Below are 25,163 nucleotides of genomic sequence, written 5' to 3'. Positions count from 1 at the left end.
AGTCGGCCAAGATGCATGGGCACGATCCCTGGGCCTACCTGCGCGATGTCCTCGAACGGCTGCTCGCACATCCGAACCATCGGCTCGACGAGTTGCTGCCGCATCGATGGCGGCCCTGCGATGCCGCACCAAAGGTCGCAGCATGAAGAACCTCGATGCACTCATCGACAACGGTGGCAGCTTGGGCATCGGCCCGATGGGCTCCATCGAATGTACGGCGACCGCAGACGACGGCCACAACGCGATGGCGATGCTCGTGCGCCGCGATGGCGAGTCGTTGAACGCGCTGCTCAAGCGCCTCGACCGTGCGGTGGGGCGCTTCTTCGAACACGACGAGATCACCGACGAAGTCAACGGGCCTTGATCCACGGGGACGCGTCAAGACGGGACGGCTGGCCGCTTACGTTTTTCATGGCCGGCATGCAAGCTGTCCGCGCTCAGGCGCCGGGCTCGGTGGGCCAACGCACCTGCAACCCCAGCCCCCCCAGCGGGGCCGAACGCCCCACCTGCACCTGGGCCCGCTGGACAGCGGCAATGCGCCGCACGATGGACCAGCCCAGGCCGCTGCCGCTGCGGCCGGTGCCCAGTTTGCGGAAGAAGCGCTCGCCCAGGCGGGCAAGTTCGGCGTCTTTCAGGCCGGGGCCGCTGTCGTCCACGGCCAGCAGGATGCCTTGGGCGTCCTGGCTCAGGCGCACCTGCACCTGGGCGCCTTCGGGGCTGTAGCGCAGGGCGTTGTCCACCAGGTTGCGCAGCAGCACCCGCAGCAGGGTGTCGTGGCCGGGCTGGGGCAGGGCCAGCAGCAGCTGGGCCGGGGCGTCCAGCGACAGGGTTTGCTGCCGGGCCACGGCCTCGGGGGCCAGTTCGCCCACCACGGCGCGGGCCAGGGCGGCCAGGTCCACCGGCGGGGTGCCGGGGGTGGGGGCGGCGGTGTCGGCGGCTTCCAGCCGTGACAGGGTGAGCAGCTGCTGCACCAGGTGGCTGGCGCGGTCGCAGCCTTGCAGGGTGGCTTGCAGGGCGTGGCGGCGTTCGGCGTCTTCACTGGCGGCCAGGGCCACCTGGGCCTGGGCGCGGATGGCGGCAATGGGGGTGCGCAGCTCGTGGGCGGCGTCGGCGGTGAAGCGGCGTTCGCTGTCCAGCAGGGCACCGATGCGGGCCAGCAGGTCGTTGAGGTTTTGCAGCACGGGCAGCAGCTCGGCCGGTGGGGTGGCGCCGGGCAGCACCACGGGCGACAGATCGCCCGGCTGGCGGCCGGCCAGGGTCTGGCCCAGCTGGCCCAGCGGGCGCAGGCCGCGGCGCACGGCCCACCACACGGCCAGGGCGATGAGCGGCAGGGCCAGGGCCAGCGGGCTCATCAGGCCCACCAGCATGCCTTGCAGGATGTCGGCGCGTGAGCTCATGCGCTCGGCCACATAGACCTGCACGCCGCGGCCGCGGCCCTGGGTGGCAAAGAGGCGCCAGGGTTCACCGTCCAGCGCGCGGGTTTCAAAGCCGTGGCGCAGCTCGGTCAGCGGGGTGAGCGGGGCGGTGGGCGAGCGCATGCGCAGCTGGCCGTCCTGCCAGACCTGGAAGGCCACGCGCTGGGCGTGGCGGTGCAGGGTGGGGGTGTCCACGCGCCCGTGGTCGCTGCCCTGATCGTCGGTGTCCGCGTCGTCGTCACGGGCATCCGCCTCGGCGGCGTCCAGGTCGTGGGCGTCGACCTCGCCATGGCCGGCCTGGCTCACCAGCAGTCCGGCCACCTGGGCCAGGTGGGCGTCCAGCAGCTCTTCCAGTTCGTGGCGGGTTTCGTTGTAGGTCACCCAGGCGGTCAGCAGCCACAGCAGCGCCACCGCACCGGTGACGCTGAGCATCAGCCGGCGCTGCAGCGAGACGGGGCGCGCCACCCGGCTCATGCGGGCCGGGGCAGCATGTAGCCCACGCCGCGCACGGTGACGATGAGCTCGGGCCGCAGCTTGCGCCGCAGGTGGTGCACATAGACCTCCACCGCGTTGCTTTCCACCTCCTGGCCCCAGCTGTAGAGGTGCTGTTCCAGCTGCTCGCGGCTGAGCACGCGGCCGGCGTTGAGCATCAGGGTCTGCAGCAGGTCGAATTCGCGGGCGGAGAGGGCGACGGGTTCGCCCGCCAGGGTGACGCTGCGGCTGGCCGGGTCCAGGGCCACGTCGCCGGCGGTCAGCTGTTCCTGCGGCTGGCCGTGGGCCCGGCGCACCAGGGCGCGCAGGCGGGCGCCCAGCTCCAGCAGGTCCACCGGCTTGACCACGTAGTCGTCGGCCCCGGCGTCCAGGCCGCGGATGCGGTCGCTCACGGCGTCGCGGGCGGTCAGCACCAGCACCGGGATGGCGGTGCCGGCGCGGCGCACCTGGGCCAGCACGTCCATGCCGTCGCACAGGGGCAGGCCCAGGTCCAGCACGGCGGCGTTGTACACACCGCTGCGCAGCTCGCGCTCGGCGGCCTGGCCGTCGCGCACCCAGTCCACCAGAAAGCCCTGCTGGCGCAGGCCGGCGCGCAGGCCATCGCCCAGCAGGGGGTCGTCTTCAGCCAGCAGGATGCGCATGGGGGCTCGTGGGCTCAGTCGTCGTCGTTGTCGTGGTCACGCTCGCCACCCACCAGGGCTGCGCCCTGGCCGGTGCTCACCGGTGCACTGTGCCATTGCCAGGCCCAGAAGCCCAGGGCGCAGATCAAGACCAGGGCGCCCAGCCAGCCGTGCTGGCGGCGGATGCCTTCGCCCGGCAGGCCGCGCTTGAGGCCGGTGAGCATGGCACGGGGCAGGTTCTCACGGTGGCGCAGGCTGCCCACGGCCACGCCCACCAGGTGCACCACCACCAGGGCCATCAGGGCGTTGGCGGCCAGTTCGTGGCCCTCGTCCAGCCAGCCGGGCAGGCGCTCGGTTTCGGTGGCCCAGCCCAGGCCCACCGTCAGGGCGATGAGCCCCAGCAGCGCGACGATGGCCAGCGCGCCGGCCGGGTTGTGGCCGGTGTAGTGCAGCGGCCGATCGCCCAGCAGCGAGGTGACGTAGCGCCAGGCGGCGGCCGGGCTGCGCACGAAGTTGGCGAAGCGGGCGTGGCCGGTGTCCAGCAGGCCCCACACCACGCGGAAGGCCACCAGGCCGGCCAGGGTGTAGCCGCAGCTGATGTGGATGAGGTGCAGGCGCTCACTTTCAGCGGTGAGCCAGGCGCCGGCAAAGCAGGCCACGGCCAGCCAGTGGAAGACGCGCACCGGCCAGTCCCACACCTTCACGGGGGCGAGGACGGTCTCGTGGGTCTCGGGGGCCGAGGCCTCGGCCGGGGCGGCGCCGGGGTTCATCGTGGTCATGCTTGTTCCTCAGCGCGGGATGCGCACGTCGTGTTCGCTGAAGCGGCCCTGGGGCGCGCCGGTGTGGCAGGCCGCGCAGTTGGACGCCTTGCCGATGGCCGCGCGCTGCCAGGTGGCCGCGCTGATCTCGTGGTGCTCGCGCACGAACCAGGCGCTGCGGGTGATGCGGTCCTCGGGCGGGGTGTCCTGGGCGCGGCGGCCGGTGGCGGCGTTGGCCTGCAGCCATTGGCTGATCTGCCGGGTGGTGGCCGGGTCCAGCGACGCATCGGTGCCGAAGTGTTGGGGCAGGTTCTGCATCAGCCGGGCCCAGGAGGCCGCGGGCAGGCCGCTGGCCGGGAAGGCCACGTGGCAGGCGCTGCATTCGGCCTGGTACTGGGGCAGGGCGGGCACGCGGGCGCTGCGGCCGTGTTCGCCGTGCTCTTCTTCCTCGGCGTGCAGGGGGCTGGCCAGCAGGGCCAGGGCGGCCATCAGGGGCAGGATGGGCAGAAGGGGGGTCTTCATCGCGGCCTCACTTCAGCGTCATGAGCCAGGCCAGCACGTCGGCCTTTTCGTTGGCCTGGCATTCGCGGCCGACCACGTCCTTGCAGTTGCGGCGGAACCACTTTTCCGTCTTGGCCAGGTCGGTGAAGCGCTCGGCGTTCACTGCCGGGGCCATGGGGGCGATGCTCTTGCCGGTGACGGCGTGCTTGCCGGCCTGGGTGGGCTGGGCGGTGTGGCAGCTGGCGCAGGCCCATTCCTGGCCGTGCCGCTGGGTGAAGAAGGCCTGGCCGCGGGCGGGCTCGGCGCGCACGCCGGCTTCGGCGCTGTAGCCGGCCAGCAGCTCAGCGGGGGTGGCGGCCAGGGCGGCGGTGCTCAGGCCGCCCAGCAGCGCGGCCATGAGGGCGGCCGCACCGTGTTGTCGGATCAGGGAAACCATGTCGGACCTCGGAATGAACGATGGTCGGCATGGTCGCCAGGGGGGATGAAGCCCGCCTTAAGAGGGGCCTGACGCGGGCTCGGCCAGCAGGCTGCGGTTCTTGCCCAGGCGCTTGGCGCGGTAGAGCGCCTCGTCGGCGGTGCGGAAGGTGGCGCTGATCGGCTCGTCGGCCCGGAAGGCGGCGATGCCCGCGCTGATGGTGATGTGCAGGCCGGCGGCGCTCAGGCCGGCCACCGTTTCGCACAGGCGGCGGCCGAAGGCTTCGGGGTCGCTGCCATCGGTGAGCAGCACGCCGAATTCCTCGCCGCCCAGCCGGCCGCACACCTGGGGCTCGGCGCAACGGGCGATGGCCTGGGCCACCGCGCTGAGCACCTGGTCGCCGGTCTCGTGGCCGTGGCGGTCGTTGACCTGCTTGAAGTCGTCCACGTCCACCAGCATCAGATGGCCGCTGCCGGGCTGGCGCTGCAGGTGCTCGCCCACCGCCAGCATGAAGCTGCGGCGGTTGTGCAGGCCGGTCAGCCCGTCGCGGAAGGCCAGCCGGGCCAGCTCGCGCTGGCTCAGGAAGATGCGCTTGCGCTCGTGGCGGAACAGCAGGTTGAGCGTGACCCCCAGCGCCATCACCGAGAGCAGGAAGAGCAGCACCCAGTCGGCGTCGTTGGCGCGCAGCAGGGGCTCGAACAGGCCCAGCAGCAGAATGCCCCAGACGGCCGCCGCGCTGACCGTGTAGGACACCAAGCCGGTGTAGATGGGCGACATGCCCACGGTGATGGCGGCCCCCAGCGGCAGCACCCAGAACACGGGCGAGCTGGTGATCAGGATGTCGACCTTCAGGCCCAGGGCGAGGAAGACGATGTAGAGGCAGCGGGCCAGGCCGTTGGTCACCGGCCCGCGGGTGGACCAGGTCAGCGCCATGGCCACGGGCATGCACAGCCCGGCGATCACCACCGCGGTCATGTTCAGCTCGGACGGGTGCCGCAGCAGCACCGACACCAGCCACACCGTCCAGCCGAAACCCTGGATGGCGGTGGCCAGCGACCGCGTGTCCCGCACGGTCACCTGGCGGAAGAGCTGTCGCTCCGCCGGGTCCTGGAAGTCGTTCTGACGTTCCAGATGTTCGATCCGCCACGAGAAATGCATGGTCTCCCCCGGAGACCATTCTGGCAGAGCTGTTACCAGCTGTGACTTGATGGGGCCCCGGGAAGACCCAGGAGGCCGGATGTCAGCTGGCCAGCACGGCGGCCATGGCCTCGGCGGTGCGCTCCACGTTGGCGCTGTTCAGCCCGGCCACGCACATGCGGCCCGAGCGCACCAGGTACACGCCGAACTCCTCGCGCAGGCGGTCCACCTGGGCGGGCGAGAGGCCGGTGTAGCTGAACATGCCGCGCTGGGTGATGAAGTAGTCGAAATGGCGGCCCGGCACCTTGGCGCTGATGATGGCGTGCAGCTTGGCGCGCATGGCCTGGATGCGCTCGCGCATGGCGTCGAGCTCTTTCACCCACAGAGCGTGCAGCTCGGGCGTGCCCAGCACGGTGGCCACCAGCTGGCCGGCATGCAGCGGCGGGCTGGAATAGTTGCGGCGCACGGTGGCCTTGAGCTGGCCCAGCACCACGTCGGCCTGCTGGGCATCGGGGCAGACCACACTGAGCGCGCCGCAGCGCTCGCCGTAGACGCTCAGGCTCTTGGAGAAGCTGTTGGCCACGAAGAAGGACAGGCCGGCCGCGGCCAGGGCGCGCACGGCGTAGGCGTCGGCGTCCACGCTGTCGCCGAAGCCCTGGTAGGCCAGGTCCAGGAAGGCCAGCAGCTGGCGCTCGCGCAGCACCGGGATCAGCGCGTCCCACTGGGCGGGGCTGAGGTCCACGCCGGTGGGGTTGTGGCAGCAGGCGTGCAGCAGCACCACGCTCTGGGCCGGCAGCTGGCGCAGGGCGTGCAGCATGTCGTCAAAGCGCAGGCCGCCGGTGGCGGCGTCGTAGTAGGGGTAGGTGTGGACGGTGACGCCCGCGCCTTCGAAGACGGCCTTGTGGTTGTCCCAGGTGGGGTCGCTGACCCAGATCTGGCTCTGCGGGAACCAGCGGTGCAGAAAGTCGGCGCCCACCTTCAGGCCGCCGCTGGAGCCCACGGCCTGGATGGTGGCGACGCGGCCGTCGGTCAGCACCGGGTGGCCGGCGCCGAAGAGCAGCTTCTGCACCTCGGTGCGGAAGGCGGGCAGGCCTTCCATCGGCAGGTAGGGCTTGGGGCCGGTCTGGGCGGCGATGCGGGCCTCGGCCTCGCGCACCGCGGCCATCACCGGGATCTGCCCGGCATCGTCGAAGTAGATGCCGATGGACAGGTTGATCTTGTTCGGACGCGGGTCCTTCTGGAAGTTCTCGTTGAGCGTGAGGATGGGGTCGCCGCCGTAGGGTTCGATGTGCTGGAACATGGACGCTCTGCTCTGTTGGAGAAAGGATCGGAAGGACCCGGGATTGTCCACCAAAGGCCCGGCGGCATGGGCGCCCTGGCATGATGGCCGGGCCATGTCGACCCCACCCCCCTTCCACAGGCTGCGGGCCTGGGCCGGCGCCGTCTTGCTGCTGGGGGCCCTGTCCGCCTGCGCGACCGCACCGGAACCCGCTGCACCCGCCGCCGCCGCTTCTGCTGTTTCGGCTGCTTCGCCCGCGGGGCCGGCCCTGCCGCTGCGCCTGATTGCCTTCAACGATTTCCACGGTCACCTGGAGGCCGCCGGCCAGAGCCTGCCCTGGCCGGATCCGGCCCAGGCCGGCCGTCCGGTCAGCGTGCCGGTGGGCGGCGCGGCGGCCCTGGGCGGGCTGGTGCAGCGCCTGCGGGCCGGCGCGCCCGACAGCCTGCTGATTTCCAGCGGCGACCTCGTGGGCGCCGCGCCGCTGGTGTCCACCCTGTTCCGCCACGAGAGCACGGTGGCCGTGGCCAACCGCCTGGGGGTGGACGTGGGCGCGGTGGGCAACCACGAGTTCGACGCCGGCCTGACCGAGTTGCAGCGCCTGATGCACGGCGGCTGCCGGGCCGATGCGGCCGACGAGGCGGTGCGTTCCTGCGCCGACGGCCAGCCCTTCACTGGCATGCGCTTTCCGCTGCTGGGGGCCAATGTGGTGGACGTGGGCGGGCGGCCGGTGCTGGCACCCTCGGCGGTCTTCCAGATCCACGGGGTGCCGGTGGGGGTGATCGGCGCGGTCACCCGCAGCACGCCGGGCATCGTCGTGCCCTCGGGCATCCGGGGCCTGCGCTTCACCGACGAGGCCGAGGCCATCAACACCGCGGCCCGCGCCCTGCAGGCCCAGGGCGTCCACACGCTGGTGGCGGTGGTGCACGAGGGCGGCGAGCTGGGCAGCCCCGGCGAGCGGGCCGACTGGAACGATGCCAGCTGCCCCGGGGCGCATGGACCGATCTTCGACATCGCCCAGCGCCTGCTGCCGCAGATCCAGGTGGTGTTCTCGGCCCACACCCACCAGGGCTACCGCTGCGAGCGCGACGGCCGGGTGATCATCCAGGCCACCTCCTATGGCCGCGGCGTGTCGGTGGTGGATCTGGTGCTGGACGCCAAGACCGGCGCGCCGCTGCCGGCCCAGACCCGCAGCATCAACCTGCCGGTGCTCAACAGCCTGACCCCGGCGGCGCTGCGCACGCGCATCGTGCAGGCCACGCCCGCGCCCTGGGGCGAGGCCCTGGCCCAGGAGGGCGACGACCCGACCCTGGCCGCCCTGGTGGCGCGCGACGTGGCGGCGGTGCGGCCGATCGCCGAGCGGCCGGTGGGCCGGCTGCTCGGCCACTTCACCCGCGGTGGCCCGCATGGCGAAAGCACCGTGGGCCACCTGGTGGCCGACGCCCAGTGGGCGGCCACCCGCGCGCCGGCCCAGGGCGGCGCCGAGCTGGCGCTGACCAACCCCGGCGGCCTGCGCGGCGACCTGCTCTGCGACGGCCAGCAGCCGCCCTGCGCCGTGGGCTATGGCGCGCTGTTCACCGTGCAGCCCTTCGGCAACGACGTGGTGGTGCTGACGCTGACCGGCGCCCAGCTGCGCGCCCTGCTGGAGCAGCAGGCGCGGCCGGATGGCGAGGCCAAGCTGCTGCAGCCCTCGGCCAGCCTGCGCTACACCTGGACGGCCAGTGCCCCGGCGGGCCAGCATGTGAGCGACCTGACCGTGGGTGGCCAGCCGGTGCAGCCCGGGCGCGACTACCGTGTGGCGGTCAACAGCTTCCTGGCCGAGGGGGGCGACGGCTTCACCCTGCTGCGCCAGGGCCGCGACCGCCACACCGGCCCCAACGACGCCGACGCCCTGGTGGCCTTTGTGCAGCAGGCTGCGCCTGCGCCCGACCCGGCGCCGCGGGTGACCTGGCGGCCTTGAGGCACCAGCGGCCGGCTCTGCAGCCTTGAGCCGCCAGTGCCCAGTGCCTCGGCCTTGAGCCCGCCGCTCAGTCCCCCGCCCAGGCCAGCCAGCGCCCGTGCGGGTGCGTGCGGGCCAGCAGCCGGCGCCCGATGCCATCCGCGCTGCGCGCGTCCGGCCCGCTGAGCACCCAGAAGGTGTGCAGGGCCGGGTCGGCGCGGTCCTCACCCGCCACCGGGTCGGCGGGCGGCGTCAGGCCGCTCAGCGCCTGGGTGCGCGGCCCGTCCTCGGCGGAGAGCCACCACAGCCCGCGTTCGCGCACCAGGGCCTCGGCCCGGCGGCGGAAGTCGGCCAGCGTCCCGGGGCTGAAATAGGCCAGCACCCAGCTGTGCCACAGCACCGGGGTCACGTCCGGCGGCAGCCGGTCCAGCCAATTGGCCAGCAGGCTCAGGCCGTCGGTGTGGGCCCGCACGGTGGGCGGGTGGGTCTCTGCCAGCGCCATCGCGCGGCGCAGGCGCTCGGCCCGTTCGGCGTCGCGCGGCCACAGGCAGGCCGACAACCAGCGCCGGGCCAGCGGGTCGCGCAGGTTCACCGGCTGCAGGTCGCAGCCCAGCGTGGCGGCCAGGGTCCAGGCGTCGGGGGCCAGCAGGGGGGCGGGCAGCGGGCCGTGCACGCGGCAGGGCAGGGTGGGCGTGGCCTCGCCCGCCGGGCCCACCGCCAGGTCGGCGCGGCCATCGTCGAACTGGTAGACGGCGCGGTAGTGCGCCAGGTTCAGGTTCAGGCCGGCGCTGGCGCCGAAGTCGAACAGGGCCAGGCGAGGGCGCCCGCTCAGGCGGGCGATCTCGGCCAGGACCGGGCGCAGCACCGCGCCGCGGCCCACCTCGTTGGTCTGCGTGCCGCGCAAGGCCAGGTGCTGGCGCAGCACTTCGGCGTGGCGGGTGACGAAGGCATCGAAGGCCGCGGGCAGGGCGGGGTCGTCCACCGCGCGGGGCGCGCCCACGCTGGCGTACCAGTGGGCCAGCGCGTCCGGCCGGGCCGGGCCACCGGCCAGCACCCGCTCGTGCAGCGCGGCCAGCCACAGCGTGGGGCGCAGCGGGCCGGGCGGCAGGGCCTCGTGCAGGGCCAGGGCGGCCGGGTGGCGCGCGGTCAGCCGGCACAGGCGCTGGTACAGCGGCTCTTCGACAAACTCGTGCAGGCCATGGCGCTCGTAGCGGGCGGCGTGTGGGTGATCGGCCAGGGGGCTGCAAAGGGTGGGCGTGTCCATGCCGCGCAGCGTAAAGCGGCCCGGCCGCGGAAAGTGTCGGGTGCCCGACAATTCCGGCCATGGCTGCCGATGCCCTGACCGATCTGTCGCTGCTGCTGGGCCACCAGTTCCCCCAACTGCCCTGGCCCGCCGCCACGCTGCAGGCCCTGCTGCCGCGGGTGCAGCTGCGGCGCCTGCCGGCGCAGGCGGTGGTGTTCGCCCAGGGCGCGGCCACGCCGGCGCTGTACGGCGTGATGGCCGGCGAGGTGGCCATTCGCCTGGGCACGGTGGACGGGGCGGTGTCGGTGGTGGAGCACACCCAGCCGATGCAGCTCTTCGGCCTGGCTTCCTTCGCCAGCGGCCTGCCCGCCACCTACGAAGCCATCACCACCCGGCCCAGCCGCCTGCTGGTGCTGGGGCCGGCGGCCTACGAGCTGCTGATGGACGGCGTGCCGGGCTTTGCCCGCGCGCTGATGGCCGAGTTCGCTCGCCGCCATGACGCGACCATGCGCCAGCTGGCTGCGGCCCGCCACCACGGGGCCATGGCGCGCCTGACGCTGGCGCTGGACCAGATGCGGCGCGAACAGCCCGGCCGCGAGCGCGACGCCCAGGGCTGGCAGCGCCTGCGCACCACCCAGGCCGAGCTGGCGGCCCTGGCCGGCCTGTCCCGCCAGACGGTCAACAGCCTGCTCGCCGCGCTGGTGACCCAGGGCCGCCTGCGCCGGGCCTATGGCGGGCTGTGGCTGCCGCCTTGAGGGCGTGACGTGCCGGGGCGCCGGCGCCGCTCAGGGCCGCAGCGCTGCCAGCAGGGCCGAGCCCAGGATGAGCGCGCCGCCCAGTGCCAGCGGCAGGCTGAGGCTGCCGGCGCCCAGCAGCAGGGCGCTGCCGGCGGCCCACAGCACCTCGGTGATCATCAGCACCGAGGTGGCGTTGGCCGGCAGCCGGGTGGCGGCGTACTGCAGGGCCAGGTTGCTGCCCACGTAGACGATGGCCAGCGCGGCGCAGGCCCCCAGCCAGCCCGGCGCTGCGGCAGGTGGCGTGGGCACGCCGGGCAGCAGTGCGGCCAGCGGCAGGGCCACCACCAGGCCGCCCAGGAACATGGCCAGGCCGGGGGCGCCGCTGTCGCGGTCGTTGGCCTTGCGCAGCAGGATGTTGTTGACCGCGAAGAAGAAGCCGGCCACCGCGCCCAGCAGGTCCACCGCGCGGGCGCCCTGCAGCAGGCCGTGGCCTTCGCGCGGCCACAGCACCAGGGCCGCGCCGCCCACCGACAGCGCCACCCGCAGCAGGCCGGCCCGGCTGATGCGCTCGTGCAGCACCCAGCGCGCCAGCACCACGGTCCACAGCGGCATCAGGTAGAACAGCAGCACCACCCGCACCACATCGCCTTCGGTGATGCCCCAGTTGAAGCAGGCGTTGTTGATGCCGGCGGCCACCACGATGCACCACAGCAGGGGGCGGCGCAGCAGGGCTGGCCAGGCGCCGCGCCAGCGCAGGCTGATCAGCGCGGCGGCGATGGCGAAGATGAGGGCGGTGGCCCACAGCGGGTGCAGGCCCAGAGCCTGCAGCTGGCGCAGCGGCCACCACGAGAGGCCCCAGACGGCGGCGTTGGCCAGCAGCGCGAGCGCGGGGCCGCGCCCCGCGTGGGAACGGGTGTCGGTCATGCCCCGGACCCGTTCAGTGGCAGTCGCTGCGGGCGATGGCCAGCAGGCGCTCCACCTCGGCGCGGTGGACGACGCAGTTGCGCCGGTGCCAGCGGCGGATCAGCCACATCAGGCTGGCCACGCCCAGGCCAAAGACGGCGATGGCGGTGAAGGCGGTCAGGCCCACCCGGGTCATGCCGGTGTAGACGGCGCCCAGGGCCAGGATGCAGGTCTGCTCGTTGAAGTTCTGCACCGCGATGGAACGGCCGGCGCCCATCAGGTTGTGGCCGCGGTGCTGCAGCAGCGCGTTCATGGGCACCACCAGGTAGCCACCCAGCGCGCCCAGCACGATCAGGAAGGGCACGGCCAGCCAGGCGTGGTGCACCAGGTTCAGGCCCACCACCAGCAGGCCCATGCCGATGCCCAGGGGCAGCACCTTGGTGGCCCGGTCCAGCCGCATGAAGACCGAGGCCACCACCGCGCCGGCGGCCGTGCCCACGGCCACCACGCCCACCAGGCTGGAGGCCTGGGTGGTGCTGTAGCCCAGGGCGGCGGCGGCCCAGGCGAAGACGATGACCCGCAGATTGCCCGAGACGCCCCAGAACAGGGTGGTGGTGGCCAGCGAGATCTGGCCGAGCTTGTCCTTCCACAGCCGGGTGTTGCAGTGGCCGAAGTCGCGGATGAGCTCCAGTGCGTTGACCGACAGCGGTTGCAGTGGCGCATCGGTGCGGGGGATGCGCAGGTTGAACATGGCCGCAATCAGGTACAGCGAGACGATGGTGGCGATGGCCGCCTGGGCCGGGGTGTCCACGCCGGTGTCGATCAGCGGCATGTCGAAACCGAGCAGGATGGGCGACAGGCGCGGACCCACCAGCTGGCCGCCCAGCAGCACGCCCAGGATGATGGAGGCGATGGTCAGGCCCTCAATCCAGCCATTGGCCTTGACCAGCTGGGAGGGCGGCAGCAGCTCGGTGAGGATGCCGTACTTGGCCGGCGAGTAGGAGGCCGCGCCCAGGCCGACGACGGCGTAGGCCAGCAGCGGGTGGCTGCCGAACAGCATCATCAGACAGCCGATGGCCTTGATGCCGTTGGAGTACAGCATGACCTTGCCCTTGGGCACCGCGTCGGCGAAGGCGCCGACCAGGGGGGCGAGGATGACGTAGAACAGCGCGAACATCGGCGTGAGCGCCGGGATCTGCCAGGCAGGGGCCCCGGAGGTCTTCAGCAGTTCGATCGCGCCGACCAGCAATGCGTTGTCTGCCAGCGAGCTGAAAAACTGCGCTGACATGATGGTGAAAAAGCCTTTTTTCATGCTGGGGCGAGGCGATGCGGTGTGTCGGGTGACGCTAAGGTCATTGCCCGGCCGTGGCGCGCAAGGTCTCCTTGGCAAAGCGAGCGGGTTTATAGCATGCGGGGTGTGCGGCCGGCTTGTCAGCCACGGCTGGCACAATCCCTGGCGAGAGGAAAACTCGTCATCATGCCCCGTCCGATCGAAGCCCTGGTTCATGTCCAAGCCATTCACCACAACCTGAACCGGGCGCGTGCCCAGGCCCCGGACGCCCGCGTCTGGGCGGTGGTCAAGGCCAATGCCTACGGGCATGGCATCGAGCGCGTGTTCGACGCGCTGCGCGGGGCCGATGGCTTCGCCCTGCTGGATCTGGCCGAGGCCGAGCGCGTGCGCGCCCTGGGCTGGCGGGGCCCCATCCTGCTGCTCGAAGGCTGCTTCGAGGCCCGCGACCTGGAGCTGTGCTCGCGCCTGAACATCTCGCACGTGGTCCACTGCGACCAGCAGATCGACTGGCTGGCCTCGCACAAGACGCACCAGCCGCACCATGTCTTCCTGAAGGTCAACTCCGGCATGAACCGGCTGGGCTTTGTCGGCCCGGCGGTGCGCGGGGCCTGGGCGCGGCTGAATGCGCTGCCGCAGGTCGACGAGATCACGCTGATCACCCACTTCTCCGACGCCGATGCCGACCGCTTCGGCCAGAACGGCATCGCCCACCAGATGGCGGCCTTCAACGCCGCCACCCAGGACCTGCCCGGCGAGCGCTGCCTGGCCAACAGCGCGGCCACGCTGCGCCACCTGGCCGAGGCCGGCGTGCGCGCCGACTGGATCCGCGCCGGCATCCTGCTGTACGGCAGCTCGCCCGACTTCCCCGAGCATGCGGCGGCCCAGTGGGGCCTGCAGCCGGGCATGACCCTGCGCAGCCAGCTCATCGCCACCCAGAATCTGCAGCCCGGCGACAGCGTGGGCTACGGCAGCCACTTCGTGGCCGAGCACCCGATGCGCATCGGCATCGTGGCCTGCGGCTACGCCGACGGCTACCCGCGCGTGGCGCCCACCGGCACGCCCATCCTGGTGGACGGCGTGCGCACCCGCACTGTCGGCCGCGTGTCGATGGACATGCTGAGCGTGGACCTGACGCCGGTGCCCAACGCCGGCCTGGGCAGCGAGGTGACGCTGTGGGGCCGCGGCCCGCACGACAGCCTGCTGTCCATCGACGAGGTGGCCCGCTCGGCCGGCACCCTGGGCTACGAGCTGATGTGCGCCGTGGCGCCGCGCGTGCCGGTGCGCGTGGACGGCACGCTGGGCTGAGGCCATGCGACGCCGGGTGCTGATCGTCTCGGCTCCCCTGGCGGGCACGCTGGGCCTGGCCGGCTGTGGCCGCGAGGTGGACCGCCCGAGCTGGATCATCAGCGCCGAGGTCGGCACGCTGCATCCGCATGTGCTGTGGGTGGTGGTGGCCCATGCCTCGGTGCGCCAGCCCTGGCTGCCCGATCTGAGCGGGTTTTCCGGAGGGCAGCACACCACCACCGACATCCGCCTGCAGACCTGGCAGGTGGACCTGCCCGAAGGCCGCCTGCGCCCGCTGCGTGTGCTGGCGCTGGACGAGGTGGACGATGGCGCGCCCTCGGTGTTTGTGGGCGAATGGTCCACCGCCGGGCTGACCATGACCGTGGGCTGGCGCGACCGGCACAACGTGCCACAGCACCGCTGGTGGCATTACCCGGCCGGGCGGCTGGCGGCGGCCGGCAAGGCCGGTCACTGGCGGCCCATGGGGCAGCCCCCGGCGCTGCCGGGCCCGTCCGACTCGGCCGTGTGGGCGCGCCTGACGGCCAGCCACGCGCGCGATGCGGTGGATCTCATCATCGACCGCGGCCGTGAGCGGGTGCGCGTCTTGCAACTCGACGCCCAGGGGCAGCCGGTGTGGCTGCCACCGGCCCGGCCGCTGCCGCTGGGCTGACTTCTTTTCTTCTGACGCGGCCCGTGGGGCCGCCCAAGCCCTCATGGAACACCTGCCCTCGCACCAGCTCTCGATGACCGTGCTGATGACCCCCGACATGGCCAAACTCAGCGGCAATGTGCACGGCGGCACCAATCCTCAAGTTCCTCGACCAGGTGGCCTACGCCTGTGCCAGCCGCTATGCCGGCCGCTACGTGGTCACGCTCAGCGTGGACCAGGTGATGTTCCGCCAGCCCATCCACGTGGGCGAGCTGGTGCACTTCCTGGCCTCGGTGAACCACACCGGTACCTCCTCGATGGAGATCGGCATCAAGGTGGTGGCCGAGAACATCCGCACCCAGGTCGTGCGCCACGCCAACAGCTGCTTCTTCACCATGGTGGCGGTGGACGAGGACGGCAAGCCGGTGGCGGTGCCGCCGCGCAAGCCCGCCACGCAGGAAGAACGCCGGCGCTGGGCCAATGCCAAGGTGCGGCGCCAGCTGCGCTCGGAGATGGAGCAGCGCCAGGCCGAGGTGCGCCAGGCCCCGCCGCCCCCGCCGGACCAGCCGCTGGAAGGTTGAGCCACGGCCATGCGCGCGCCCCGCATCGACCCCGCGGAGGTGGTGTTCACCGCCATCCGGGCGCAGGGGGCGGGTGGGCAGAACGTGAACAAGGTGTCCAACGCGGCCCAGCTGCGCTTTGACATCGGCGCCAGCAGCCTGCCCGAGGCCCTGAAGACCCGGCTGATGGCCTGGCCGGACCAGCGCATCGGCCAGGACGGCGTGGTCACCATCAAGGCCCAGGAGCACCGCAGCCTGCCGCGCAACCAGGCCGACGCGCTGGCGCGCCTGCAGGCCCTGGTGGACGCGGCCGCGCATGAGCCCAAGGCCCGCCGCGCCACCCGACCCACCTGGGGCTCGCAGCGCCGGCGGGTTGATTCGAAGGTCAAGCGCGGAGCGATCAAGGCCGGGCGCAGCAAGGTCGACCACTGACAGCTTGCCGAAGCGCAGCCCTGGATGACGCGATCAGGCTGGCGCCTGAAGTCGCGCTGCGTGGTTGAAATGCGGTCGGGGTGAGTTATTTGTTTCTGAATTTTCCTGAAATATATTTTCAGCCGATCACGCCCTTGCTGATGATTGGAAAAGATCGGAAATATATATTAATTATACAGAAATAATCTGGATACAAACAAAATTATCAGTCGCGATTGCGATGCAATATAGCAACGCTATGTAAATTTACAAAGGGCCGCCATCTGGAAGCACCGGCCCTGCGCGGTGGTTTACTCCAAAATAATTACTCCCTCTTGACAGATGTCAATCCATGGCCTCACACGGGTCTGGATGGATGGGTGTCGGGAAATGGTCTATCGGCCTAACTTTTGGAGTAGTTGAGTGATCAAGCAGACCTTGTTGAGTCAGAGTTTGACGGCGGCTTTTGGCGGCCTGCTGATGCTGGTGAATCTATCCGCGCAGGCCCAGGCCAGCACGGATGATGCGCAGCAGCCTCAGCGTATTTCGGTCACGGGTTCCAGCCTCAAGCAGGTGGATGCGGAGACCGCCGTGCCGGTGACGGTGATCAAGGCGGACACGCTCAAGGCCCAGGGCATCACCACGGTGGAGCAGGCCATGCAGCTGCTCACGGCCAACCAATCCTCCTCGGTCACCAGCGGCGCGGTGGGGGCGATGACGGCGGGGGCCTCCTATGCCGACATGCGCGGCCTGGGCGCCAACAAGACGCTGGTGCTGCTCAATGGCCGGCGCCTGGCCAACAATGCCTACGACGGCTCGGCCGTCGACCTGAACACCATCCCCTTCGCGGTCATCGAGCGCATCGAAGTGCTGCGTGACGGCGCGTCGGCCCTGTATGGCACCGACGCCGTGGGCGGCGTGATCAACTTCATCACCCGCTCGGACATGCACGGCGGCAGCATCACGCTGGGTGCGGACGCTCCCCAGCACTCGGGTGGCTCCGCTTACAACGGCAGTGTGGCCTATGGCTGGGGCGATCTGTCCAACGACGGCTACAGCATCATCGCCTCGCTGGATGTCGAAAAGCAAGACCGCATCAAGGCCACGCAGCGCTCGTTCGGCAAGACGGGGTATATCCCCTCGCGCGGGGTGACCAAGTCCTCCGGGAATACCTTCCCGGCCAATTACGACTACACCGGGATCGACGGCAACACCTACACGACCAATCCGGAATCCGGCAGTTGCACCAGCCCGAACACCTTTGCCAGCAGCAACGGCACCTGCCGCTATGACTACACCAGCAAGGTGGACCTGGTGCCGGAATCTCAGCGCACGACCGGTTACCTGAAGGGCACGTTCAATCTGCCGCAGGATTCGGTGCTGACGCTGGAGTACTTCGCCAGCCAGAGCAAGGTTGCGACCCATATTGCCGGCGTGCCCTATTCGGGCATGACGGTGGATGCCGGCACCCAGTTCTACCCCGGCAACGGCATCACCCCCGCGCCCACCGGCGTGGCGATCGACGCCTCCCAACCCATCACGGCCTACTGGCGTGACACCGCCAGCGGCGGGCGCCAGGACCAGACCACCAACACCCAGCAGCGTCTGCTGGTCTCCTTGGAAGGCATGCTGGGCGAGGACTGGGACTACTCGACGGCCCTGGCCTACAACCAGAACCGGTTCAGCTATTGGCTCACCGGCGGCTACACCAATGGCGATCTGATCGCGGCCGGGCTGGAGAACGGCACCATCAATCCCTTCGGCGCACAGGATGCGGCCGGCATGGCCTACATCAAGGCTGCGGGGGCCAGCGGCAAGCTGATGTCCGGCCAGGCCGAAACCCTGGACTGGGATGGCCATGTCAGCCGCGACCTGGGCGACTGGCTGGGTGCCGGCCGCAAGGCTGCGCTGGCCCTGGGTGCCGAAGTGCGCCACGAGAAGAACTATTACGCCACCGAAGCAGCGCTGGCCACGGAGGTGGTGGCCAGCACCGGCATCGACCCGAGTTCCGGCGGTGCGGGCAGCCGCGACGTGACCGCGCTGTACGCCGAATTCAACTTGCCGGTGCTCAAGACGCTGGATGTGACGGCCGCCGTGCGTGGTGACCATTACAGCGACTTCGGCAACACGGTGAACCCCAAGCTGAGCATGCGCTTCCAGCCGCTGGAAAAGCTGCTGTTCCGCAGTTCCTTCAGCACCGGTTTCCGCGCACCCTCGCTGTACGAGCTGAACTCCCCCGACACCTTCACCAACAGCGCGAACTCCTGGGATGACCCGGTGAACTGCCCGAGCGGCACGCCCGTGGCGGGCAAGAGCGCGTCGGCGGTGTGCGACACCCAGTTCATGGTGCGCAACGGCGGCAACAAGGCGCTGCGGCCCGAGAAGTCGCAGAGCGCGACCTTCGGCATGGTGCTGGAGCCCCTGCAGGATCTGACGGTCAGTGCGGACTTCTACTGGATCCGTCTGCAGCACCAGATCGGCGCCCTGGCCGACACCACGGTGTTCGGCGACCCCACCAAGTACGCGTCGCTGTTCCATCGCAATTCCAATGGCGACCTGTCGATCTCGGGCACCGACTGCCCCGGCAGCGATTGCGGCTACGTGGACCTGACCAACCAGAACCTGGGCGGCATCAAGACCTCGGGCGTGGACCTGTCTGCGGACTATCGGCTCAAGACGGAGTCGTGGGGCCTGTTCCGCTTCGGCTTGAACGGCACCTACGTCAGCAAGTACATCTACCAGAACGAGGAAAACGGGGTCTGGATCCAGAACGTCGGTGTGTACGCCGACAACGGCCCGATCTTCCGCTGGCAGCACACCCTGAGCGTGGACTGGACCTACGGCGACTGGTCGGTGAACCTGGCGAACCACTTCAAGTCCCACTACATGGACCAGAACGACCTGGCCAACGACACCTACAACCACCACCGCGTGGGCGAGTACTCGGTGTGGGACAGCAGCGTGACCTGGAATGCCACCAAGGCCCTGTCGTTGACGGCTGGCGTGCGCAACCTGTTTGACACCAACCCGCCGTTCTCCAACCAGGGGGCGACCTTCCAGCAGGGCTACGACCCGCGTTTCACCGACGCGACCGGCCGCACCTTCTTCGCCCGCGGCACCTACACGTTCTGACGCGCGCCGCGCGATCGGCACAGCCCCGCAGGCGCAGGCCTGCGGGGCTTTTTTTCATGTTCAGCGCGCCGGGGTCGCTACCCGCAGCGGGGCCAGCGCCTGGGCGGTGGCGGCCTCGGCCGCGCGGTGGGCCGCGTGCTCGGCCTCCAGCTGCTCGTACCAGGCCTCCAGCATCACGCAGCTGGTCGGCGGCTTGCCGTGCTCGTCCAGGCAGCAGGCGGCCAGCAGCTGTTCCTCGGCGTCGGTGTGGCGCAGGAACAGGTCGGCCACCCAGTCCACGAAGACGCGCAGCTTGGTGCTCAGGTGCCGGTTGGGCGGGTAGACCACGTAGATCGGCACCGGGTCGGCGTCCCAGTCGCACAGCAGGGGCACCAGCTCGCCCGCGTCCATGTGCGGGCGCAGCGTGAAGTAGGGGATCTGCACGATGCCCAGGCCGTGCAGCGCGGCTGTCAGGTAGGCGTTGCCGTCGTTGACCGACAACTTGTAGCGGCCCTGCACCTCGATGCGTTCGCCGTCGCGGTTGAAGTCGAAGACGAAATGCCGGCCGGTGCGGGCCGAGAAGTAGCTCACCACCTTGTGCTCGCCCGTCTCCAGCTCGCGCGGGTGGCGCGGCAGGCCGTGGCGGCGGATGTAGTCCGGCGAGGCCGCGCAGACGAAGCGCCAGAAGCCCACCCGGCGCGCCACCAGCGAGGGGTCGGTGATCTCGCCGCCGCGCAGCACGCAGTCCACGTTGTCGCTCACCAGGTCCACCGGCCGGTCGCTCACGCCCAGGTCGATCTGGATCTCGGGGTACTGGGCGTGGAACTGCGGCAGCGCCGGGATCAGCAGCAGCCGCGCCACCGAGGATGACACATCCACCCGGATGCGCCCCTTGGGCGTGACCCGCGCGTGGCTGAGCGAGCCTTCCAGCTCGTCCAGGTCGCCCAGCAGGCGGCTGACCCGCTCGTAGTAGGCCGCGCCATCGGGCGTGACCGTGACGCGCCGCGTGGTGCGGTTGAGCAGGCGCGTCTGCAGCTGGTCCTCCAGGGACTGGATCAGCCGGGTGACGGCGGCCTTGGGCAGGCCCAGCGAGTCGGCGGCCTTGGTGAAGGTGCCGGCCTCGACGACGCGGGTGAAGGCCTGCATGGCGCTGAGCTTGTCCATCGTGGGGACTCCTGCGGCGGGGTGGGTGGGATGCGCTGCATTGTTTCATCACCGGAAAAACTGTGTCTGGTGCACGGTGGTTTATTTCGATGGCCGCAACACCTATCGTTCACCCCAACGCTGAACCTCTTCCGTCCCCACCCCATGAACGCCCTCACCCCGCTCACCGCCGCCTGGCGCGACACCCAGGTCGATGCCGGCCTGGACGCGCCGCTGGCGGTGCGCATCCATGGGGCCGTGGACGGGGCCTGCGGGGCGAAGACCCGGCGCCCCCTGGTGCTGCACCTGCCCGGCGGCAGCTTCACCGGCGGGGATCTGGACAGCGGCCTGCCCACCGCCCGCCTGCTGGCCCAGAGCGGCGCGGTGGTGGTCTCGCTGGACTACCCCAAGGCGCCGGCCCAGCCCTTTCCGGCGGCGCTGCAGGCGGCCGGGGCCCTGCTGCGCAGGCTGCGCCGGGCGCGCACCCGGCTGGCCGGAGCCGGCACGGCCCTGTGGGTGGCGGGCGAGGAGGCCGGCGCCAACCTGGCGGCCGGCCTGGCCCTGTGGGCGCGCGACCAGGGCCTGCCGCTGGCCGGGCAGGTGCTGCTCTCGCCCCTGCTGGACCCGAGCATGGCCACCGCGTCGCTGCGCGAGGCGGGGCAGGGCTGCGCCGACTGCGCCATCGCCCGCGGCTGGGTGGCCTACCTGGGACGCCAAGGCGACCACCCATAGTGCCGCGCCGCTGCACGCCGCGCGCCTGGCCCATGTGACCCCGGCGCTGGTGGCGGTGGGCGCGGACGATCCGCTGTGTGACGAGGGCCTGGGCTATGCCCAGGCCCTGCAGGCCGCGGGCGTGGCGGTGCAGACACGCTGCCTGGCCGGCCCCACCGGCTGGCCCTGGGCGCTGAGCCGGCTCAGCAGCCTGCAGGCGCCCTGGGTGGCCGAGCTGCGACCGGCCCTGCAGGCCTTCCTGGCCGAGGGGCTGGCCTGCTGTCCCACCGTCCGGCGCCCTGCGCGGGGTGCCGGACGTCCTGAACCGGAGGCCGGCCCGAGCGCCGCCTGAGGTGACCCCTTTCTGACGGGCCCACCGGGCCCGGCCGAGGCCACCCCACGGGGAGGCCGGGGCCTGCTTTGCCCTGCTGTTTCGCATTCCCGCATCTGTTGTTCGCATCTGTTCGTCGTCTCGAGGAGCCCACCATGTCCTTCTTCACCACCTATTCCCGCCGTCCCCATCCCTTCGTGCTGACCTCCATCACCGCCGCGCTGGCGCTGGGGGCCGCCGCCCTGCTGGTGTCCCACCAGGCCGGGGCCGAAGGCACGCCCGCCGCCCCGCCCGCCATGCCGGTCTCGGTGGCCGCCGTTGTCCAGCAGGACGTGGCGCCCTGGACCGCCTTCTCCGGCCGCCTGGAGGCCGTGGACCATGTGGAGCTGCGCGCCCGCGTCTCGGGCACGGTCGTGGCCAGCCACTTCCGCGAGGGTGCGCTGGTCAAGGCCGGCGACCCGCTGTTCACCATCGACCCCGCGCCCTACCAGGCCGAGGTGGACCGCGCCCATGCCCAGGTGCTGGCCGCCCAGGCGCGGGTCAACTACACCCGCGGCGAGCGCGAGCGCGCCCAGCGCCTGTGGGACGACCACGCCATCGCCCAGCGCGACCTGGACGAGCGCGACAACGCCGCCCGCGAGGCCGAGGCCAATCTCAGCGCCGCCCAGGCCGCGCTGCAGACGGCCAAGCTCAACCTCAGCTACACGGTGGTGCGCGCGCCGGTGTCCGGCCGTGTGGGCCGGCGCGAGGTCACCGTGGGCAACCTGGTGGCCGCCGGCCCGGGCGCCCCGGTGCTGACCACCCTGGTCTCGGTCAGCCCCATCTACGCCAGCTTCGACGCCGACGAGGCGACGGTGGCCAAGGCCCTGGCCGGCCTGCCGGGCGGGGCGGGCCAGCGCGCCCGCATCGACCAGATCCCGGTGCAGATGAGCACCGCCGAAGGGGACGCCACGCCGCACACCGGCTTCCTGCAGCTGGTGGACAACCAGGTCAACACCCAGAGCGGCACGGTGCGTCTGCGCGCGGTGTTCGACAACGCCGACGGTGCGCTGATGCCGGGCCAGTTCGCCCAGTTGCAACTGGGCCAGGCCAAGAAAGTGCCGGCCCTGCTGATCAACGAACGCGCGGTGGGCACCGACCAGAACAAGCGCTATGTCTGGGTGGTGGGCGCCGACCACAAGACGGCCTACCGCGAGGTCACGCTGGGCGCGCCGGTCAACGGCCTGCGCGTGGTGGCCTCGGGCCTGAAGGCCGGCGAGCAGATCGTCGTCAACGGCCTGCAGCGGGTGCGCCCCGGTATCGAGGTGGCGCCGCAGCTGGTGCCCATGGACGCCAAGGGCGAGCTGCAGGCCCAGAACCAGAAGAAGGCGGGTGAGCGCTCCTGAGCCCCGGGCTCCCGCGCTGCCATCCCGCCCCTGAACCCCTTCCAGGACACCCCATGAACCTGTCCAAGTTCTTCATCGACCGGCCGATCTTCGCCGGCGTGCTCTCGCTGCTGATCTTCCTCGGCGGCCTGATCGCGGTGCGCGGGTTGCCCATCTCGGAATACCCCGAGGTGGTGCCGCCCTCCATCGTCGTGCGGGCCAACTACCCCGGCGCCAACCCCAAGGTGATCGCCGAGACGGTGGCCACGCCCATCGAGGAGCAGATCAACGGCGTCGAGGGCATGCTCTACATGAGCAGCCAGGCCACCACCGACGGCCTGATGACCCTGACCGTCACCTTCAAGCTGGGCACCGACCCCGACAAGGCACAGCAGCTGGTGCAGAACCGCGTGGCCCGGGCCGAAGCCCGTCTGCCCGAGGAGGTGCGCCGCCTGGGCATTACCACCGTCAAGTCCTCGGTGGACCTGACGATGGTGGTCCACCTGCTGTCGCCCACCGGCCGCTACGACATGACCTACCTGCGCAACTACGCGGTGCTCAACGTCAAGGACCGGCTGGCGCGCGTGCCCGGCGTGGGCGACGTGCAGCTCTTCGGCTCGGGCGACTACGCCATGCGCATCTGGCTGGACCCGCAGAAGGTGGCGGCCCACGGCCTGTCGGCCAGCGACGTGGTGGCCGCCATCCGCGAGCAGAACGTGCAGGCCGCCGCCGGCATCGTCGGCGCCTCGCCGGGCCTGCAGGGCATCGACGTGCAGCTGCCGCTCAACGCCCAGGGCCGGCTGCAGACCGAGGACGAGTTCGGCGACATCGTCGCGCGCACCGGCGCCGACGGCGCGGTGACCCGCCTGCGCGACATCGCCCGCATCGAACTGGGCGCGGCCGACTACGCGCTGCGCTCCATGCTGGACGGCAAGGACGCGGTGGCCGTGCCCATCTTCGCGGCCCCGGGCTCCAACGCCATCGCCATCTCCGACGGGGTGCGCGCCACCATGGCCGACATCCAGAAGAGCATGCCCGACGGCGTGACCTACGAGATCGTCTATGACCCGACGCAGTTCGTGCGCGCCTCCATCGAATCGGTGGTGCACACCCTGCTGGAGGCCATCGCCCTGGTGGTGCTGGTGGTCATCCTGTTCCTGCAGACCTGGCGGGCCTCCATCATCCCGCTGCTGGCCGTGCCGGTGGCGGTGGTGGGCACCTTCGGCGTGATGGCGCTGTTCGGCTTCTCGATCAACGCGCTGTCGCTGTTCGGCCTGGTGCTGGCCATCGGCATCGTGGTGGACGACGCCATCGTGGTGGTCGAGAACGTGGAGCGCAACATCGAGGGCGGCCTCACGCCGCGCCAGGCGGCCTACCGGGCCATGCGCGAGGTCTCGGGCCCCATCATCGCCATCGCCCTGGTGCTGGTGGCGGTGTTCGTGCCGCTGGCCTTCATCACCGGTCTGACGGGGCAGTTCTACCGCCAGTTCGCGCTGACCATCGCCATCTCCACGGTGATCTCGGCCATCAACTCGCTGACCCTCTCGCCCGCGCTGGCCGCGCTGCTGCTCAAGGGCCACGGCGAGCCGCAGGACTGGCTGACCCGCGGCATGGACCGCATGCTGGGCGGCTTCTTCCGCGGCTTCAACCGCCTGTTCCACCGCGGTGCCGAGCGCTACAGCGGTGGCGTGCGCGGGGCCATCTCGCGCAAGGCCGTGATGCTGACGATCTACGCCGTGCTGGCGCTGCTGACCGTGGGCCTGTTCCAGATCGTGCCCAAGGGCTTCGTGCCGGCGCAGGACAAGCAGTACCTGATCGGCTTCGCCCAGCTGCCCGACGGCGCCACGCTGGACCGCACCGAGGCGGTGACCCGGCGCATGGACCAGATCGTGATGCAGCAGCCCGGCGTGGAGCACGCCATCACCTTCCCCGGCCTGTCGATCAACGGCTTCACCAACAGCGCCAATTCCGGGATCGTCTTCGTGGCGCTGAAGGACTTCGACCAGCGCAAGGACCCGTCGCTGAGCGCCGGCGCCATTGCCCAGCAGCTCAACCAGAAGTTCGGCGGCATCCAGGACGCCTTCATCGCCATGTTCCCGCCCCCGCCGGTGCAGGGCCTGGGCACCACCGGCGGCTTCAAGCTGCAGCTGGAAGACCGCGCCTCGCTGGGCTATGACGCGCTGGACGCCGCGCAGAAGGCCTTCATGGCCAAGGCCTACCAGACGCCCGAGCTGGCCGGCCTGTTCTCGAGCTGGCAGGTCAACGTGCCGCAGCTCTACGCCGACATCGACCGTACCAAGGCGCGCCAGCTGGGCGTCTCGGTGACCGACATCTTCGACACCTTGCAGATCTACCTGGGCAGCCTGTACGCCAACGACTTCAACCGCTTCGGCCGGACCTACTCGGTGCGGGTGCAGGCGGATGCGGCCTACCGCGCCCGGCCGGAGGACGTGGGTGCGTTGAAGGTGCGTTCCAGCACCGGCGAGATGGTGCCGCTGTCGGCCCTGCTGAAGGTGGAGCCCACCTTCGGGCCGGAGCGGGCCATGCGCTACAACGGCTTCCTGACCGCCGACATCAACGGCGGGCCGGCGCCGGGCTACTCGTCCGGCCAGGCGCAGGACGCCATCAAGCGCATCGCCGCCCAGACGCTGCCCCCGGGCATCGCCTACGAGTGGACCGACCTGACCTACCAGGAGATCCTGGCCGGCAACTCCGCCTCGCTGATCTTCCCGCTGGCCATCCTGCTGGTCTTCCTGGTGCTGGCCGCCCAGTACGAGAGCCTGACCCTGCCGCTGGCCATCCTGCTGATCGTGCCGATGAGCCTGCTGGCGGCGATGACGGGCGTGTGGATCACCAAGGGTGACAACAACGT

21 protein-coding genes and 2 pseudogenes are annotated in these 25,163 nt (G+C 71.0%); 12 read left to right on the top strand and 11 right to left on the bottom strand.

Translation table 11 applies throughout. From position 1 onward, the window contains the following. On the top strand, positions 1 to 146 hold a 146-nt coding region (locus tag I73_RS31465; protein WP_148289724.1), incomplete at its 5' end, for a transposase domain-containing protein. Further along, positions 143 to 364, top strand: coding sequence for a hypothetical protein (locus tag I73_RS07555; protein WP_022980388.1), 222 nt, complete (start codon positions 143 to 145; stop codon positions 362 to 364). The genes I73_RS31465 and I73_RS07555, both read left to right, overlap by 4 nt. A gap of 73 nt (positions 365 to 437) precedes the next feature. On the opposite strand, the gene I73_RS07550 is transcribed toward I73_RS07555, so the two are convergent. From I73_RS07550 to I73_RS07520, 7 genes are all read right to left on the bottom strand, one after another. Then, entirely contained in the window at positions 438 to 1,889 is a 1,452-nt protein-coding gene (locus tag I73_RS07550; RefSeq protein ID WP_022980058.1) for an ATP-binding protein, read from the bottom strand. Continuing rightward, the gene (locus I73_RS07545; protein ID WP_022980057.1) at positions 1,886 to 2,548 is read right to left on the bottom strand and encodes a winged helix-turn-helix domain-containing protein; all 663 of its coding nucleotides are present in this window, start codon (positions 2,546 to 2,548) and stop codon (positions 1,886 to 1,888) included. The genes I73_RS07550 and I73_RS07545 overlap by 4 nt, the downstream gene beginning before the upstream one ends. Before the next feature lie 14 nt (positions 2,549 to 2,562). Beyond that, positions 2,563 to 3,306 carry a cytochrome b/b6 domain-containing protein gene (locus tag I73_RS26665; RefSeq protein ID WP_022980056.1) on the bottom strand — a complete coding sequence of 248 codons (744 nt, stop codon included), beginning with the start codon at positions 3,304 to 3,306 and terminating at the stop codon, positions 2,563 to 2,565. Positions 3,307 to 3,315: 9 nt separating this feature from the next. Then, the gene (locus tag I73_RS07535; RefSeq protein ID WP_022980055.1) at positions 3,316 to 3,807 is read right to left on the bottom strand and encodes a diheme cytochrome c; all 492 of its coding nucleotides are present in this window, start codon (positions 3,805 to 3,807) and stop codon (positions 3,316 to 3,318) included. A gap of 7 nt (positions 3,808 to 3,814) precedes the next feature. Next, the gene (locus I73_RS07530; protein WP_083876614.1) at positions 3,815 to 4,183 is read right to left on the bottom strand and encodes a DUF1924 domain-containing protein; all 369 of its coding nucleotides are present in this window, start codon (positions 4,181 to 4,183) and stop codon (positions 3,815 to 3,817) included. Between the two features lie 96 nt (positions 4,184 to 4,279). After that, positions 4,280 to 5,359: a GGDEF domain-containing protein gene (locus tag I73_RS26660; protein WP_022980053.1), complete on the bottom strand. Its 1,080-nt coding sequence runs from the start codon at positions 5,357 to 5,359 to the stop codon at positions 4,280 to 4,282. Positions 5,360 to 5,441: 82 nt separating this feature from the next. Then, positions 5,442 to 6,638 (bottom strand): amino acid aminotransferase, encoded by a 1,197-nt coding sequence (locus I73_RS07520; protein WP_022980052.1) that lies wholly within the window; start codon positions 6,636 to 6,638, stop codon positions 5,442 to 5,444. Between the two features lie 94 nt (positions 6,639 to 6,732). On the opposite strand from I73_RS07520, the gene I73_RS07515 reads away from it, so the two are divergent. Next, the gene (locus tag I73_RS07515) at positions 6,733 to 8,574 is read left to right on the top strand and encodes a bifunctional UDP-sugar hydrolase/5'-nucleotidase (RefSeq protein WP_022980051.1); all 1,842 of its coding nucleotides are present in this window, start codon (positions 6,733 to 6,735) and stop codon (positions 8,572 to 8,574) included. A 67-nt stretch (positions 8,575 to 8,641) separates the two neighbouring features. Here I73_RS07515 and I73_RS30805 read toward each other — a convergent pair whose 3' ends face one another. Further along, a complete protein-coding gene (locus I73_RS30805; RefSeq protein ID WP_022980050.1) occupies positions 8,642 to 9,817 on the bottom strand; it encodes a DUF2332 domain-containing protein in 1,176 nt (391 codons plus the stop codon). Positions 9,818 to 9,876: 59 nt separating this feature from the next. On the opposite strand from I73_RS30805, the gene I73_RS07505 reads away from it, so the two are divergent. Continuing rightward, a complete protein-coding gene (locus I73_RS07505; RefSeq protein ID WP_022980049.1) occupies positions 9,877 to 10,551 on the top strand; it encodes a Crp/Fnr family transcriptional regulator in 675 nt (224 codons plus the stop codon). Between the two features lie 30 nt (positions 10,552 to 10,581). Here the strand turns inward: I73_RS07505 and I73_RS07500 are convergent, their stop codons facing one another. Beyond that, a complete protein-coding gene (locus I73_RS07500) occupies positions 10,582 to 11,457 on the bottom strand; it encodes a DMT family transporter (RefSeq protein ID WP_022980048.1) in 876 nt (291 codons plus the stop codon). A 13-nt stretch (positions 11,458 to 11,470) separates the two neighbouring features. Continuing rightward, positions 11,471 to 12,748 carry a lysophospholipid transporter LplT gene (gene lplT / locus I73_RS07495; RefSeq protein WP_026096429.1) on the bottom strand — a complete coding sequence of 426 codons (1,278 nt, stop codon included), beginning with the start codon at positions 12,746 to 12,748 and terminating at the stop codon, positions 11,471 to 11,473. Positions 12,749 to 12,913: 165 nt separating this feature from the next. Between lplT and alr the strand changes: the two genes are divergently transcribed. The 5 genes and pseudogenes from alr (at position 12,914) to I73_RS26645 (ending at position 18,763) form a co-directional block, all read left to right on the top strand. Then, positions 12,914 to 14,032, top strand: coding sequence for an alanine racemase (gene alr, locus I73_RS07490; protein ID WP_022980046.1), 1,119 nt, complete (start codon positions 12,914 to 12,916; stop codon positions 14,030 to 14,032). Between the two features lie 4 nt (positions 14,033 to 14,036). Further along, positions 14,037 to 14,681 carry a hypothetical protein gene (locus I73_RS07485; protein WP_159105861.1) on the top strand — a complete coding sequence of 215 codons (645 nt, stop codon included), beginning with the start codon at positions 14,037 to 14,039 and terminating at the stop codon, positions 14,679 to 14,681. A 43-nt stretch (positions 14,682 to 14,724) separates the two neighbouring features. Continuing rightward, positions 14,725 to 15,241, top strand: a pseudogene (locus tag I73_RS26650) (acyl-CoA thioesterase). A gap of 9 nt (positions 15,242 to 15,250) precedes the next feature. Next, positions 15,251 to 15,652, top strand: coding sequence for an alternative ribosome rescue aminoacyl-tRNA hydrolase ArfB (gene arfB / locus I73_RS07475; RefSeq protein WP_022980044.1), 402 nt, complete (start codon positions 15,251 to 15,253; stop codon positions 15,650 to 15,652). A gap of 420 nt (positions 15,653 to 16,072) precedes the next feature. After that, positions 16,073 to 18,763: a TonB-dependent receptor gene (locus tag I73_RS26645; protein ID WP_148289723.1), complete on the top strand. Its 2,691-nt coding sequence runs from the start codon at positions 16,073 to 16,075 to the stop codon at positions 18,761 to 18,763. A gap of 60 nt (positions 18,764 to 18,823) precedes the next feature. Here I73_RS26645 and I73_RS07465 read toward each other — a convergent pair whose 3' ends face one another. Continuing rightward, complete coding sequence (locus I73_RS07465) at positions 18,824 to 19,906, bottom strand: LysR family transcriptional regulator (protein WP_022980042.1); 1,083 nt, start codon at positions 19,904 to 19,906, stop codon at positions 18,824 to 18,826. Positions 19,907 to 19,936: 30 nt separating this feature from the next. Between I73_RS07465 and I73_RS34815 the strand changes: the two are divergent. The 3 genes and pseudogenes from I73_RS34815 to I73_RS07450 all read left to right on the top strand — a co-directional run. Further along, positions 19,937 to 20,948, top strand: a pseudogene (locus I73_RS34815) (alpha/beta hydrolase fold domain-containing protein). A 134-nt stretch (positions 20,949 to 21,082) separates the two neighbouring features. Beyond that, positions 21,083 to 22,312: an efflux RND transporter periplasmic adaptor subunit gene (locus I73_RS07455; protein ID WP_026096428.1), complete on the top strand. Its 1,230-nt coding sequence runs from the start codon at positions 21,083 to 21,085 to the stop codon at positions 22,310 to 22,312. Positions 22,313 to 22,365: 53 nt separating this feature from the next. Further along, on the top strand, positions 22,366 to 25,163 hold a 2,798-nt coding region (locus tag I73_RS07450), incomplete at its 3' end, for an efflux RND transporter permease subunit (RefSeq protein ID WP_022980040.1).

Source organism: Ideonella sp. B508-1 (assembly GCF_000333615.1).
Classification (GTDB): Bacteria; Pseudomonadota; Gammaproteobacteria; order Burkholderiales; family Burkholderiaceae_C; genus Ideonella.
This window is presented reverse-complemented; position numbering and strand designations above follow the sequence as displayed.

Excerpts from the sequence above, each read along its gene's own strand:
- I73_RS07530 (WP_083876614.1), bottom strand. The coding sequence starts at position 4,183 with ATGGCCGCGCTGCTGGGCGGCCTGAGCACCGCCGCCCTGGCCGCCACC.
- I73_RS07485 (WP_159105861.1), top strand. The coding sequence starts at position 14,037 with ATGCGACGCCGGGTGCTGATCGTCTCGGCTCCCCTGGCGGGCACGCTG.
- alr (WP_022980046.1), top strand. The coding sequence starts at position 12,914 with ATGCCCCGTCCGATCGAAGCCCTGGTTCATGTCCAAGCCATTCACCAC.
- I73_RS07500 (WP_022980048.1), bottom strand. The coding sequence starts at position 11,457 with ATGACCGACACCCGTTCCCACGCGGGGCGCGGCCCCGCGCTCGCGCTG.
- I73_RS07455 (WP_026096428.1), top strand. The coding sequence starts at position 21,083 with ATGTCCTTCTTCACCACCTATTCCCGCCGTCCCCATCCCTTCGTGCTG.
- I73_RS07515 (WP_022980051.1), top strand. The coding sequence starts at position 6,733 with ATGTCGACCCCACCCCCCTTCCACAGGCTGCGGGCCTGGGCCGGCGCC.
- I73_RS07535 (WP_022980055.1), bottom strand. The coding sequence starts at position 3,807 with ATGAAGACCCCCCTTCTGCCCATCCTGCCCCTGATGGCCGCCCTGGCC.
- I73_RS07550 (WP_022980058.1), bottom strand. The coding sequence starts at position 1,889 with ATGAGCCGGGTGGCGCGCCCCGTCTCGCTGCAGCGCCGGCTGATGCTC.
- lplT (WP_026096429.1), bottom strand. The coding sequence starts at position 12,748 with ATGAAAAAAGGCTTTTTCACCATCATGTCAGCGCAGTTTTTCAGCTCG.
- I73_RS07505 (WP_022980049.1), top strand. The coding sequence starts at position 9,877 with ATGGCTGCCGATGCCCTGACCGATCTGTCGCTGCTGCTGGGCCACCAG.
- I73_RS07520 (WP_022980052.1), bottom strand. The coding sequence starts at position 6,638 with ATGTTCCAGCACATCGAACCCTACGGCGGCGACCCCATCCTCACGCTC.
- I73_RS07545 (WP_022980057.1), bottom strand. The coding sequence starts at position 2,548 with ATGCGCATCCTGCTGGCTGAAGACGACCCCCTGCTGGGCGATGGCCTG.
- I73_RS07555 (WP_022980388.1), top strand. The coding sequence starts at position 143 with ATGAAGAACCTCGATGCACTCATCGACAACGGTGGCAGCTTGGGCATC.
- I73_RS26665 (WP_022980056.1), bottom strand. The coding sequence starts at position 3,306 with ATGACCACGATGAACCCCGGCGCCGCCCCGGCCGAGGCCTCGGCCCCC.
- I73_RS26660 (WP_022980053.1), bottom strand. The coding sequence starts at position 5,359 with ATGCATTTCTCGTGGCGGATCGAACATCTGGAACGTCAGAACGACTTC.
- arfB (WP_022980044.1), top strand. The coding sequence starts at position 15,251 with ATGCGCGCGCCCCGCATCGACCCCGCGGAGGTGGTGTTCACCGCCATC.
- I73_RS07465 (WP_022980042.1), bottom strand. The coding sequence starts at position 19,906 with ATGGACAAGCTCAGCGCCATGCAGGCCTTCACCCGCGTCGTCGAGGCC.
- I73_RS30805 (WP_022980050.1), bottom strand. The coding sequence starts at position 9,817 with ATGGACACGCCCACCCTTTGCAGCCCCCTGGCCGATCACCCACACGCC.